At 35.9% G+C, this 13,322-nt stretch carries 11 protein-coding genes; 7 read left to right on the top strand and 4 right to left on the bottom strand.

Annotated features, from left to right (window positions below; all coding sequences use genetic code 11):
- Positions 1–13 precede the first annotated feature (13 nt).
- Entirely contained in the window at positions 14–1,018 is a 1,005-nt protein-coding gene (locus tag CSW08_RS15645; protein ID WP_203226913.1) for a glycoside hydrolase family 113, read from the bottom strand.
- Positions 1,019–1,112: 94 nt separating this feature from the next.
- Here CSW08_RS15645 and CSW08_RS15640 point away from each other — a divergent pair, with 94 nt between their 5' ends.
- Both CSW08_RS15640 and CSW08_RS15635 read left to right on the top strand, forming a co-directional pair.
- The gene (locus CSW08_RS15640) at positions 1,113–2,417 is read left to right on the top strand and encodes an NAD(P)/FAD-dependent oxidoreductase (RefSeq protein ID WP_106660814.1); all 1,305 of its coding nucleotides are present in this window, start codon (positions 1,113–1,115) and stop codon (positions 2,415–2,417) included.
- On the top strand, positions 2,414–4,003 hold the full coding sequence (locus CSW08_RS15635) for a 4Fe-4S binding protein (RefSeq protein WP_106660813.1): 1,590 nt from the start codon (positions 2,414–2,416) through the stop codon (positions 4,001–4,003). Before CSW08_RS15640 ends, CSW08_RS15635 begins: the two co-directional genes overlap by 4 nt.
- On the opposite strand, the gene CSW08_RS15630 is transcribed toward CSW08_RS15635, so the two are convergent.
- Positions 4,004–4,693 carry an NUDIX hydrolase gene (locus tag CSW08_RS15630; RefSeq protein WP_106660812.1) on the bottom strand — a complete coding sequence of 230 codons (690 nt, stop codon included), beginning with the start codon at positions 4,691–4,693 and terminating at the stop codon, positions 4,004–4,006.
- Between the two features lie 126 nt (positions 4,694–4,819).
- Here CSW08_RS15630 and CSW08_RS15625 point away from each other — a divergent pair, with 126 nt between their 5' ends.
- From CSW08_RS15625 to CSW08_RS15605, 5 genes are all read left to right on the top strand, one after another.
- A complete protein-coding gene (locus CSW08_RS15625; protein ID WP_106660811.1) occupies positions 4,820–6,484 on the top strand; it encodes a ribulokinase in 1,665 nt (554 codons plus the stop codon).
- Between the two features lie 8 nt (positions 6,485–6,492).
- Positions 6,493–7,194 (top strand): L-ribulose-5-phosphate 4-epimerase, encoded by a 702-nt coding sequence (locus CSW08_RS15620; protein ID WP_106660810.1) that lies wholly within the window; start codon positions 6,493–6,495, stop codon positions 7,192–7,194.
- A gap of 24 nt (positions 7,195–7,218) precedes the next feature.
- A complete protein-coding gene (gene araA, locus CSW08_RS15615) occupies positions 7,219–8,727 on the top strand; it encodes an L-arabinose isomerase (RefSeq protein WP_106660809.1) in 1,509 nt (502 codons plus the stop codon).
- A 26-nt stretch (positions 8,728–8,753) separates the two neighbouring features.
- Positions 8,754–9,941 carry an aldose epimerase family protein gene (locus CSW08_RS15610; RefSeq protein WP_106660808.1) on the top strand — a complete coding sequence of 396 codons (1,188 nt, stop codon included), beginning with the start codon at positions 8,754–8,756 and terminating at the stop codon, positions 9,939–9,941.
- Positions 9,942–10,004: 63 nt separating this feature from the next.
- On the top strand, positions 10,005–11,570 hold the full coding sequence (locus tag CSW08_RS15605) for a solute:sodium symporter family transporter (RefSeq protein WP_106660807.1): 1,566 nt from the start codon (positions 10,005–10,007) through the stop codon (positions 11,568–11,570).
- Positions 11,571–11,649: 79 nt separating this feature from the next.
- Here the strand turns inward: CSW08_RS15605 and CSW08_RS15600 are convergent, their stop codons facing one another.
- Both CSW08_RS15600 and fucP read right to left on the bottom strand, forming a co-directional pair.
- The gene (locus tag CSW08_RS15600; protein WP_106660806.1) at positions 11,650–11,985 is read right to left on the bottom strand and encodes an L-rhamnose mutarotase; all 336 of its coding nucleotides are present in this window, start codon (positions 11,983–11,985) and stop codon (positions 11,650–11,652) included.
- Positions 11,975–13,306 (bottom strand): L-fucose:H+ symporter permease, encoded by a 1,332-nt coding sequence (fucP, locus tag CSW08_RS15595; RefSeq protein WP_106660805.1) that lies wholly within the window; start codon positions 13,304–13,306, stop codon positions 11,975–11,977. Before fucP ends, CSW08_RS15600 begins: the two co-directional genes overlap by 11 nt.
- Positions 13,307–13,322: the final 16 nt, after the last annotated feature.

The following is a 13,322-nucleotide window of genomic DNA, read 5'->3' as shown; positions in this document are numbered from 1 at the left end:
AGGGTTTATAAATTCAATATTTCGAATACCACTCTTTTAAAATAGCTTCAGTAGGTTTGTTTTGCGGTGTAAATTGCGAATCGTTTTCGCCTCCAGAACGTTCGTGGTTATGAAACCATTTCCAAACAAAGCCGCCTACAAACCATTCTTCATCCCAAAAGGTTTCCAATAATGCTTGAGTGGTATTGTTTTGGGCTTCAAAGTTTACTTGGTCCATATCCCTATCGCTTCGCCAAGGTTGTTTTCCAGCAAAATCGACACTTCTATAGCCATATTCAGTAAATAATATAGGCTTATTGTGTTTTTTCGAAAATGCGTGGATGGTATCTTTATGTTTTAACCAACCCAATTTACAATCTTCCAACTTGGGGGTTTTTAAATCACTCACCGGAAAATAAGCATCAATGCCAACATAATCCAATTCATTCCAAAAAGGCGTTCTATCATATTCGTTCCAATTGGCGGCATAGGTTAATTTTCCTTTGTACACTTTTTTTATATCCGTTATTAACCGTTTCCAATAATCGGGTCGGTGGTCAATAAAGCTTTCCAATTCGGTGCCAATACAAAAAATATCGGCTTTAACTTCCTCTGCTAACGCTGCATATTCTAAAATATAGCTGGAATATGAGTTCTCAAATTGCTCCCATGCTGCTTCATCATTCATTTTTATTTGTCCAGTAAACACGCCGCCGACCCACAGCTGGGGTTTCAGCATAATTTTTATACCTCGTGCCTTTAAACTTTTTATGTATTGTCTAACACCGTCTCTCCTTTCTCCATACCATTGCCTCTGCCTATTGTAATTAATCTCATGATGATCAACGCTCCTAACAAAACCAAAAGGCATGATAGACGCATAATTGGCATGAATATTCACCACGGGGTCTATATGTGTAGCATTAATAGTATCTCGGGATGACACAAAACTAACACCATTAATTTTTTGCGGTTTATCGGGAGCCATAGAGCAACCACTTAATAAAAAAATGGCAAACAGCCCAAAAAATGTTCTCATACCTAAAATTTAATGTTTAAATTTAAACAAAATCAATTTATAATATTAAGCTTTTAACAAACCCATCGACAAACCTTTCAACGAAACACATTTCATGGAGCATATTGTTATTATTGGTAATGGTATTTCGGGTGTGACTGCTGCCCGACATATTAGAAAACTTTCCAATAAAAAAATTACCATCATTTCTGCTGAATCTGATTATTTTTTTTCCAGAACAGCCTTGATGTATGTGTATATGGGACACATGAAATTCGAGCACACCAAACCTTATGAAGATTGGTTTTGGGAGAAAAACCGAATCGACCTTAAAAAAGGGTTTGTAGAAACCATTGACACAGACACTAAAACCCTTCATTTTTCTGATGGCGAAAAGCTTGATTATGACACATTGATTATTGCCACTGGCAGCAAACCTAACAAATTTGGATGGAAAGGACAAGATTTGAAAGGCGTACAAGGCTTATATAGCAAGCAAGATTTAGAAAACTTAGAATTATATGCCCCAAATAACAAAACCTGCAAACGGGCCGTGATTGTTGGTGGTGGTTTGATTGGTATTGAGTTGGCTGAAATGCTCAATTCCAGAAATATTCCAGTCACGTTTTTAGTCCGTGAATCCAGTTTTTGGAACGGTGTCTTACCTGATGGTGAAAGCGACATGATTAATAGACACATTAAAAACCATCATATCGATTTACGATTATCTTCTAATTTAAAAGAGATTATTTCTGATGAAAACGGCAAAGTAAAATCCATAATCATAGAAGAAACTAATGAAGAAATCAACTGTGATTTTGTTGGCTTAACGGCTGGGGTTTCACCAAATATCGATTTTATAAAACATTCTGACATAGAAACCAATGAAGGTGTTTTGGTAAATCGGTTTTTAGAAACCAATATCCCCAATGTGTATGCCATTGGCGATTGTGCCGAACAACGTGAAGCCATTGGAAACAGAAAATCCATTGAAGCCGTTTGGTACACAGGCCGTATGATGGGCGAAGTGTTGGCACAAACCATTTGTGGACATAAAATGACTTACAATCCCGGACACTGGTTTAATTCTGCTAAGTTTTTTGATATTGAATATCAAACCTATGGTTGGGTTCATGGCACCAAAGGAAAACCAGATTATGAAGCACATGTTCATTGGAAACATGATGACGACACCAAATGCATCACCATTGCTTTTAATAAAAATACGAATCAGTTTTTAGGCATTAATACCTTGGGAATACGTATGCGTCACGAGGTTTTTGATAGGTTGCTAACTGAAAAACGAGATATAGGTTATGTTATTAATCATTTATCTGAAGCTAATTTTGATCCAGAATTTTACAAACATTACGAGCAAGACATTCAAAATGCCTATAAAAACCAATTGCAGATTGTATGAGCAATAAACTTAATCAAAGCATGTCTTTAGCAAAACCAGATGCGCAAGACCTTTCAGCGAAACAAAAAATAGCATTAGCTATTGGTTTTACTGGCTGTTTCATTTTAGTGCTCGCACTTTTTAATACAGACTTTTCAAATAAAAGTTTGTTTTTAACGCTGTCCATCGCTTTAATTGCTGTTGGAACAATTATTTTTTCTAATGACGCTTACTTAAATACATCAAAAGGCATAAAAAATGACGGCATTTGGTTTAAATCTATATCATCAAAAGGTGTTGTAGGTTGGCTTATTGGGGTTTTACTAACTCTATTTTACATTGTACTTTACTTCTATCCAAAATATTTGGGCTTAACTTCCAATGGAGAAAGCAATACAGGTTTAATTGCTTTGTTCGACCCATTAAGCGACTTATTAAGTAGCAGACCAGCAAGCCAATGGTTTGTTTACGGAACGCTTTATACGGTTGCTATCCTGATTTTTGGCTACAAGTTTATGCTGAAATATCGTAATAATAGGCATGAAAAGTTGCGGACGATTTCCGTCATGTTTTTTCAATTGGCATTTGCCTTTTTGATTCCTGAATTGATGTATCGCTTAAATTCGGATTTGCCTTATTACGATTTAAAAAGTATCTGGCCTTTAAACTATTATAATTTTGAACGCTACCGAATCAATCAATTTATAGATGCTGGCGATGTTGGTTTGGGTTTATTAATTTTCGGCATTGCTTCTATTTTAATAATCACGCCGATACTAACCTACAAATATGGTAAACGCTGGTATTGCTCTTGGGTTTGTGGTTGTGGTGCATTGGCAGAAACCGCGGGCGATCCATATAGGCAATTAAGTGATAAGCGTCAAATCGCTTGGAAAATAGAGCGTTGGGTGGTACATAGCGTTTTGGTATTCGTGGTGTTGATGACCACTGCCGTTATATATACATATTTGGGAAATGATGCCAGTAAATATTGGTTAACCAGAAAGGTTTTTTTGTTATTAGTGAGTACGCTACTAAGCCTTGTTTTTATTTTAACAATGATTTTTAAACGAAAAGAATTGGGTAAAGATGCGCGTTATGGAGCGATAGGGTATTTCGTAATTATTATTACTCTGATTGGGTTGCATTATTTTAGTACGGATACCAAATTGTTTTTATTTAAATCTGAAACTTTAAGAACCACGTATGCGTTTTTAATCGGTTCTATTTTTTCCGGAGTTATTGGCACAGGTTTTTACCCCATTTTTGGAAGCAGGGTCTGGTGCCGATTTGGTTGCCCCATGGCTGCCATTCTTGGGTTTCAGCAACGCTTGTTCTCTAAATTTAGGATTACCACCAATGGCGGACAATGTATTTCTTGCGGAAATTGCTCTACCTACTGCGAAATGGGCATTGATGTGCGAGCCTATGCCCAAAAAGGCGAAAACATTGTACGTAGTAGTTGTGTGGGTTGTGGCATTTGTAGTGCGGTTTGCCCAAGAGGTGTTTTAAAATTAGAGAACGGTTCGATGAAAGGACGTATTAATCCAACCGAAATATTATTGGGCAATGATGTTAATTTAATGGATTTGGTAAATCAGAAATAACTAGATTTTAAAATTAAATCCTTCCAAAACTTTTTCATCATACTTTACCTTATCAAACGTATATAAATAAGCACCCTTTTTTGATGCGTTAGTATCTTTTTCATCCAGTCTAACCAATATCCCAAAGGAATTTATTTTATTAATAAAATTTCGTTTGTCTAATTTTTTATCAAGAATAGACTCATATAATTTCTGTAATTGACGCATCGTAAATTTTGGAGGTAGAAGTTCAAATCCAATTGGTTTACTTAACGCCCTTCGTTTTAATCGTGCAATCGCTTTTTCAACCATTTGATTATGATCAAAAATTAAATGAGGTGCTTTATCCAAGCTAAACCACTGAGCTGACGTATTAATTAGCTCCTTATCATGCATGGCGATATCAATTAGCGCATAATATGCTACCGATAAGGTTCGCTCAACCGGATCCCTATCTACTTTACTAAACGTATAAAGCTGTTCCATATAAATGGTACGTAAACCTGTAAGATGTTGTAATATCCGAATGGCAGCTTCATCTAAGTTCTCATCCTCTTTTAGAAAACCTCCCATTAAGGACCACTTGCCTAATTCAGGCTCAAAATCCCTTTTAATAAGTAAAATTTTTAACCCCGCTTTGTCAAAACCAAAAATAATACTATCAACAGCCAAAAGGATTTTGTCTGCATTACTATACCTATTTAACGCCATATATTATTTTGAACTAATTTAATAAAATTATTATAACAGGCAATTTAATAAAATTATTGTAAAGTGTTTTTTTTACACTCGTAAAATTTTATATTACATTTGTTGCTACTCTTTAAAAATGTTACAATGAAAAGTTATGTGATAGGATTAGATTACGGATCGGATTCCGTTCGTGCCGTACTGATTGACACTGAAAATGGAAATGAAATAGCCTCAGAAGTACAGTGGTACGCTCGTTGGAAAAAAGGTGCTTATTGCAAGGCATCCATAAATCAGTTTAGGCAACACCCATTAGACCATATTGAAGGGCTGGAAACAACCATCAAATCTATTGTGTCTAAAAGCAACATAGATGCAGAATTGATAAAAGCGATTTGCATTGATACAACAGGGTCTTCTCCTGTTCCTGTAACAGAAGATGGCACGCCGCTCGCTCTGGTTAAGGGTTTTGAAGAAAACCCAAATGCTATGATGGTTTTATGGAAAGACCATACAGCCATTAATGAAGCTAATGAAATTAATGAATTGGCTGCCAATTGGAGAGGTGAAGATTTCACAAAATACGAAGGTGGTATTTATTCATCTGAATGGTTTTGGGCAAAAATATTACATGTCATCCGTGACGATGAAGCCGTTAAAAATGCCGCTTTCACTTGGATGGAACATTGCGATTTAATGACTTATTTGCTGATTGACAACAAAGATCTAAAATCGTTTAAAAGAAGCAGATGTGCCGCCGGACATAAAGCCATGTGGCATGAAAGCTGGGGTGGTTTACCCGATGATGCCTTTTTGAATCAATTAGACCCTTATTTATCAAAACTTAAAAGAAACCTTTACACAAACACATATACATCCGATGAAGTTGCTGGTAATCTTAGCCAAGAATGGGCAGATACATTAGGTTTAACAACAAACACGGTTATTGCCGTAGGTACTTTTGATGCGCACTCTGGAGCCGTTGGTGCCAAAATAGATGAAAACACATTGGTTCGCGTTATGGGAACCTCAACCTGTGATATTATTGTGTCTCCTAAAGAAACTATTGGCACGAAAACCGTTCGTGGTATTTGTGGCCAAGTAGATGGTTCGGTCATTCCTGGATTAATAGGTTTGGAAGCTGGTCAATCCGCTTTTGGTGATGTATTGGCTTGGTTTAAAGATGTCCTCTATTGGCCTGTTGATAATTTGGTCTTATCATCAAACATATTAAGTCCGGAACAAAAAGAGGATTTAAAAGAAGAGATTGATGCGACCTTCATTAAAAAGTTGAGTGAGCAAGCCGCAGCCATTCCATTATCCGAAAGTATCCCCACCGCTTTAGATTGGATTAACGGTCGTAGAACCCCAGATGCCAATCAGGAACTAAAAGCCGCTATGTCCAATTTATCATTAGGCACAAGAGCACCTCATATTTTTAAAGCGTTAATAAATGCTATTTGTTTTGGTTCTAAAAAAATAGTGGATAGATTTGAAGAAGAAGGTGTAAAAATAGATACCGTTATTGGTATTGGTGGTGTTGCCAGAAAATCAACTTTCATCATGCAAACGTTAGCCAATGTTTTAAATAAACCCATTAAAGTTGCAGCATCAGATCAAGCACCAGCTTTGGGAGCTGCTATTTATGCAGCGGTAGCCGCAGGGATTTATCCTAATGTGATTGAGGCCAGCAAAAATATGGGAAGCGATTTTGAAGCAGAATATATTCCTGAAAGCGATAAAATTGAAGATTACAAATTGCTAATGGATTCTTACTCAGAATTATGCGCTTTTATTGAATCTGTAAAATAACATTAAAAATGAATTCAAAATATAAAGATTTAAAACAAGAATGCTACGAAGCCAACATGCAATTAGATGCATTAGGTTTGGTAGTATACACCTTTGGAAACGTCAGTGCCGTTGATAGAAAAAATGGCGTTTTCGCCATCAAACCTAGTGGTGTGCCTTACGAGGTTTTAAAAATAGAAGATATTGTTATTTTAGATTTTGATAATAATATCATTGAAGGCTCTATGAGGCCTTCATCGGATACTAAAACGCACTCCTACCTTTATAAACATTGGGAAGATATAGGCGGTATTGCTCATACACACGCCACCTATTCTTGCGCTTGGGCACAATCGCAATTGGATATTCCTATTTTCGGAACAACCCACGCCGACCATTTAACATCCGATATACCCTGTGCACCACCAATGAGCGACGTCCTTATTCAAGGAAATTACGAGCACAACACGGGCATTCAAATTCTAGATTGTTTTAAAAACAAAGGTCTTTCTTATCAAGAAGTTGAAATGATTCTTATAGGAAATCACGGCCCTTTTGCTTGGGGAAAAAATGCTGCTAAAGCCGTTTACAACAGTAAAGTATTGGAAGTCGTTGCAGAAATGGCTTATTTAACCAGACAAATAAATCCGAATGCTCCCCGACTTAAAGATTCATTAATCAAAAAACATTACGAACGTAAACATGGAAAAAATTCCTATTACGGTCAATAACTAACTATAACCCATAAGATTAAAATGATAGATATTTCAAAAAAAGAAATTTGGTTCGTCACAGGTAGCCAACATTTATACGGAGAAGAAACCTTAAAACAAGTTGCTTTAAATTCTCAAGAGATTGTTAAAGGTTTAAATGGATCTTCACATATTCCCGTAAATATTGTTTTTAAACCAACCGTAAAAACTCCAGATGAAATTACCAATATATGCCAAGAAGCTAATGCCGAAAAAAACTGTATCGGTTTAATTACCTGGATGCACACCTTTTCTCCTGCAAAAATGTGGATTGTTGGTTTAAATATTTTAAACAAACCTATTTGCCACTTACATACACAGTTTAATGCTGAAATTCCTTGGAGTACCATCGATATGGATTTTATGAATCTAAATCAATCTGCTCACGGCGATAGAGAATTTGGATACATCATGTCTAGAATGCGTAAAAAACGTAAAGTGGTTGTTGGCCATTGGCAAAGCGAACGCGTTCAGATAAAATTAGGCATTTGGTCTCGTGTAGTACTTGGTTGGGATGATTTACAGAACTTAAAAGTCGCTAGATTTGGAGACAACATGCGTCAAGTAGCTGTAACCGATGGTGATAAAGTAGACGCTCAAATTCGTTTTGGGATGTCTGTTAACGGTTATGATTCTTCAGATATTGTTAAACATATCGATAATGTATCAGAAAGCGATTTAAACACATTATTGGACGTTTACGAATCTTCATATGAATTAACGCCATCACTTAAAAAAGGTGGAGAAAAAAGACAATCTTTAGTAGAAGCAGCTAAAATTGAGTTAGGCTTACGTTCCTTTTTAGATGAAGGCGGTTTTAAAGCATTCACGGACACCTTTGAAAATTTAGGCGCATTAAAACAATTGCCAGGTATCGCTGCGCAACGTTTAATGGCCGATGGCTATGGTTTTGCTGGAGAAGGCGATTGGAAAACAGCTGCCATGGTTAGAGCTTTAAAAGTTATGAATTATGGTTTAGAAGGTGGTACCTCTTTCATGGAAGATTACACCTATCATTTCACTCCTGAAAAATCGTATGTACTAGGCTCGCACATGCTAGAAATTTGTCCGTCTATTACGGATGGAAAAACATCATGCGAAGTGCATCCGCTAGGTATTGGCGGTAAAGAAGATCCTGTGAGATTGGTATTTAACTCCCCCGCAGGCCAAGCTATTAATGTATCGTTAGTAGATATGGGCAATAGATTTAGATTGATTGTAAATGAAGTTGAAGCCGTAAAACCAATGGCAGATTTACCAAAACTTCCTGTTGCCAGAGTACTATGGGATGCTAAACCAAATTTAGAGGTAGCTGCAACAGCATGGATTTTAGCTGGTGGTGCGCACCATACCGTATACAGCCAAGCTATTACTACTGAATATATGGAAGATTTTGCCGATATTGCTGGTGTAGAATTACTTGTTATAGATAACAACACCTCAGTAAGGGAATTTAAAGATAAGATCAATGCCAATGAAGCCTATTACAATATGTTTCAGCATCGTTTATAATTGTTTAACTAAAACACCACAAACAAATGAACACATTAAAGCGTAGTTTTTATGTAGTAACCTTATTAAGTTTCGCCTTATTAAGTATTCAATGTAAAAATGAAAAAAAAACGGACACTAATATTATAACTGTCGAAGAAATGAAAAACCTTGTCACCATTACAAAAGAACCGTTTGGAACAACAACAGATAGCATCCCTGTAGATAAATACATTCTAAAAAATGAAAAAGGAATGGAGATAAGTATTATTACCTATGGCGGTATTATAACATCTTGGACAGCGCCTGATAAGAATGGCGAATACAAGGATATTGTTTTAGGTTTTGATAGTATACACAAATATCAAATGCCAGGAGTACCTTATTTTGGAGCTTTAATTGGTAGATTCGGTAACAGAATTGCAAAAGCTAAATTTTCATTGGACGGCACTGAATACACTTTAGCAACAAACGACGGACAAAATCATTTGCACGGTGGTGTTAAAGGATTTGACAAAGTAGTTTGGAATGCTTCTGAAACTGCAACAGACAGTACAGCGTCTTTAGTGCTAACATATTTAAGTAAAGACATGGAAGAAGGTTACCCAGGTAATTTACAAACTACTGTGACTTATACGCTTAATAATGATAATTCCTTAGAGGTTCTTTATGAAGCTACAACCGATAAGAAAACCATTGTAAATCTTACCCAACATTCATACTTCAATTTATCTGGTGATTTCACCAAACCTATTTTAGACCACGAGGTTACAATTAATGCAGATAAATTGGTTCCTGTAGATGCGACTTTAATTCCAACCGGAAAATTAACAGACGTGACCAATACACCTTTTGATTTTAGACAAGCCAAAACCATTGGAAAAGATATCGCCGTTAAAGACGAACAATTAAAAAGAGGTGGCGGATATGATCATTGTTGGGCACTTAATAACCAAAACGAAGGCATGAGATTGGCCGCGACAGCGTATCACCCAGAAAGCGGTCGATTAATGGAAATATTGACTGACGAACCAGGTATTCAACTTTATACCGGTAATTTCTTGGATGGTACATTACCAAGTAAACAAGGTGGAACCTATGCCCATAGAACAGGATTTTGTTTAGAAACCCAACATTATCCAGACTCACCAAACCAAAAAGATTTCCCATCGGTAGTTTTAAGTCCGGGAGAAAATTACGTCTCTAAAACATCTTTTAAATTTTCTGTAAAATAAAAAAGAATAAGGACGTATATTGTCGACCGCTTCAACTAATAAAATAAATTAAACAAATAAATTATGGGAATTATATCTTTTGTTGGCTTCACTCTGCTAGTAGCTATTATTGCATGGTGGTCTACTCGAAAAACTGATGAAAATTCATCAGATGGCTATTTTTTAGGAGGAAGAAGTTTAACAGGCCCTGTTATAGCTGGCTCTTTATTACTTACCAACTTATCTACTGAACAAATTGTGGGTATGAACGGTGTATCATTTAGAGATGGCCTACCAATTATGGCATATGAAGTTGTTGCTGCCATAGCCATGGTTTTTACAGCATTTGTACTATTACCCAAATACCTAAAAGTAGGTATTGCAACCATACCCCAATTTCTTGAAAAAAGATATGGTAAAACTACCAAAACCATTGTATCATTATTATTCTTATTAGGATATGCTATCTCTATGCTGCCAACTGTTTTATATTCTGGAGCGTTGGCTATAAATAGTATGTTTGATATTCCTGAAATGTTAGGAATGGAACCCATACCCGCGCTTTGGGTTACCGTTTGGTCCATTGGTATTGTTGGAGGTATCTATGCGATTTTTGGAGGATTAAAAGCCGTTGCCGTATCCGATTCTATAAATGCAGTAGGTTTAATTATAGGGGGCTCTTTAATTCCTATTTTTGGTTTAATGTATATTGGTGATGGAAATGTATTTACTGGATTAAACACGTTAACTACTGCTTTACCTGAAAAGTTTGATATTATTGGAGGCCCAGATTCTGACGTGCCTTTCTGGACACTGTTTACGGGTATGATTATTGTAAACTTTTATTATTGGGGAACCAATCAAGCCATTATTCAAAGAGCACTTGGAGCTAAAAATTTAAAAGAAGGCCAAAAAGGATTATTATTTGCTGCTTTCATTAAAATATTAGGACCTTTTATAGTCGTATTACCAGGTATTATAGCTTTTTATATTTTTAATGGTGATATTCCTAATGCTGATGAGGCCTACCCTATGTTGGTTAAAAAAGTGCTTCCTGCTGCCTTTATAGGTTTCTTTGCAGCGGTTCTTTTTGGAGCTATTTTAAGTTCTTTCAACAGTGCTTTAAATAGCTCGGTAACATTGTTTGGACTTGATTTTTATAAAGAATACATCAATAAAGATGCTTCTGAAAGACAAACGGTAAAAGCCGGTAAGATATTCGGTATCCTTTTAGGGCTTTTCTCCATGGCAATTGCACCTTTGTTATATGGTGTACAAGGCGGTGTTTTTACCTACCTCCAACAATTGAATGGAACTCATAGTGTGCCAATTTTGGCCATCATATTAGTTGGTATTTTTTCAAAGAGAGTTACTGGAAAAGCAGCAAATTGGGCTATTGTATTTAGTGCTGTTACTTATTTAATTACCTTATATGTGATTAAGCCAGACATTAGCTTCTTGCACCTTATGGGCATATTATTTGTTTTAACCATACTTATTATGTTCATCATTAGTTATTTTAAACCAAGAGAAACGGATTTCTTTGATGAATACACGAAGCAAGTAGATATTACTCCTTGGAAATATTTAAAACCTTTCGGTTATACTGTTTGCGCTCTTGTTATTTTACTTTATATATATCTTTCGTAAAGATTTAATTAAAAAATAGTCTGCATAAAAAAGCCTTTAATTTTAAAATTAAAGGCTTTTTATGTTTAAAATAACGGTTTTATAATTTAAAAATGGCCTCTAATAGCAGCCACTTTTCCCCATCCTTTGCCATAGGAACTTTTTGTTGATATTGCCACATAAGGGTTTCCCATTCTTGCACTTTAGGATTATTGGCATCCATATCCGCTTTTTTATCAAAGGAAAAGGTATCGTTCACTTCCATGATCATAAATAACCTATTGCCTTTATTATAGATTTCCATATTTACTATCCCAGAATCTTTAATACTTTTTATAATCTCTGGCCATACATTTTTATGATAGGCTTTATATTCTGCAATTAAATGCTCATCATCTTTTAAATCGCAAAAAAGGTAGTACTTTTTAGTTTCCATGACTTTTAAATTTGTTTTTGTACACCATAATACCATAATATCCAATAATCAAGAAGCAAGCAGCTGGTAGTAAAAATGAAAAATTAACTTCTGGTACTCCTAAAATATGTGTATCGGTATAACCTATACCTCCTATATCTAATATTAATCCCTGCAACGTTGGCATAAGCGCACCACCAACAATGGCCATTACTAAAAATGCAGCACCAAATTTCGCGTCTTCTCCCTGCCCTTCTAAAGCAATCCCATAAATGGTTGGAAACATAATAGACATAAAAAACGATATACCAACCAACGCATATAGCCCAATCATTCCAGTGATAAAAACGGTTGCCACGGTACAAACCAAGGCACCTATCGAAAAATAGAATAGCAACTTACCACTATTAATATATCTTAATAACATTGTTCCTATCAATCTTCCAGTTAGAAAAATACCTAATGCAGCAATCCCATACCACACGGCAGATTGATTATCAATACCAATAGATTCGGCATACTGATATAAATACGTCCAACACATAATTTGTGCCCCTACATAAAATGCCTGAGCAATCACGCCCCATACAAATTTTTTCGACTTAAAAAGTCTTCCTATTGATTGTCCTATATGAACTTTGGTTTCTTGATCTTTATTTTGCGGCATTTTTATTGAAGCAATCAACACTAAAAAGCCAATAACAACCAACCCTAATATAACATAAGGATTACGAATTATCAGTAAGTCGGACGTACGAACCGTCGCTTTTGCTGTTTCGCTAAGTGTTTCGAAAACAGAGGTTCCATCTGGATTTAAATCATCTGACTGCAAAAACCCTAAGATGAATTTTTGGGCAATTATTAAGCCCCCCAAAGCCCCAATGGGATTAAATGCTTGTGCCAGATTGAGGCGCTGTGTTGCTGTTGCTTCATCGCCCATGGACAATATATAAGGGTTGGCCGTAGTTTCTAAAAATGCCAATCCGAATGTTAAGATGTACAACGCTGCTAAGAAAAAACCGAACGCTTCAAATGCTGCAGCTGGGTAAAAAAGTAAGGCACCAACAGCATATAAAGCTAATCCCAGCAAGACTCCTTTTTTATAAGAATATTTATTCACAAAAATAGCTGCAGGCAATGCCATGGTAAAATACCCTCCATAAAAAGCCATTTGAACCAAGGACGCTTGAAAATTATCCAATTCCATTACTTTTTTAAAAGCTGAAACCATTGGGTTGGTAATATCGTTTGCAAATCCCCATAACGCAAAAAGTGAGGTAATTAAAATAAACGGCAGGATAACCGATTTAGCAACAACTGGTATTTTGGTTGTTTTATTCATATTAGTTTAATTGGTT

The organism is Confluentibacter flavum (assembly GCF_002843175.1).
Classification (GTDB): domain Bacteria; phylum Bacteroidota; class Bacteroidia; order Flavobacteriales; family Flavobacteriaceae; genus Confluentibacter; species Confluentibacter flavum.
This window is presented reverse-complemented; position numbering and strand designations above follow the sequence as displayed.

Bases quoted from the DNA above. Each gene is read 5' to 3' on its own strand.
- CSW08_RS15645 (WP_203226913.1), bottom strand. From the start codon at position 1,018: ATGAGAACATTTTTTGGGCTGTTTGCCATTTTTTTATTAAGTGGTTGC.
- CSW08_RS15640 (WP_106660814.1), top strand. From the start codon at position 1,113: ATGGAGCATATTGTTATTATTGGTAATGGTATTTCGGGTGTGACTGCT.
- CSW08_RS15635 (WP_106660813.1), top strand. From the start codon at position 2,414: ATGAGCAATAAACTTAATCAAAGCATGTCTTTAGCAAAACCAGATGCG.
- CSW08_RS15630 (WP_106660812.1), bottom strand. From the start codon at position 4,693: ATGGCGTTAAATAGGTATAGTAATGCAGACAAAATCCTTTTGGCTGTT.
- CSW08_RS15625 (WP_106660811.1), top strand. From the start codon at position 4,820: ATGAAAAGTTATGTGATAGGATTAGATTACGGATCGGATTCCGTTCGT.
- CSW08_RS15620 (WP_106660810.1), top strand. From the start codon at position 6,493: ATGAATTCAAAATATAAAGATTTAAAACAAGAATGCTACGAAGCCAAC.
- araA (WP_106660809.1), top strand. From the start codon at position 7,219: ATGATAGATATTTCAAAAAAAGAAATTTGGTTCGTCACAGGTAGCCAA.
- CSW08_RS15610 (WP_106660808.1), top strand. From the start codon at position 8,754: ATGAACACATTAAAGCGTAGTTTTTATGTAGTAACCTTATTAAGTTTC.
- CSW08_RS15605 (WP_106660807.1), top strand. From the start codon at position 10,005: ATGGGAATTATATCTTTTGTTGGCTTCACTCTGCTAGTAGCTATTATT.
- CSW08_RS15600 (WP_106660806.1), bottom strand. From the start codon at position 11,985: ATGGAAACTAAAAAGTACTACCTTTTTTGCGATTTAAAAGATGATGAG.
- fucP (WP_106660805.1), bottom strand. From the start codon at position 13,306: ATGAATAAAACAACCAAAATACCAGTTGTTGCTAAATCGGTTATCCTG.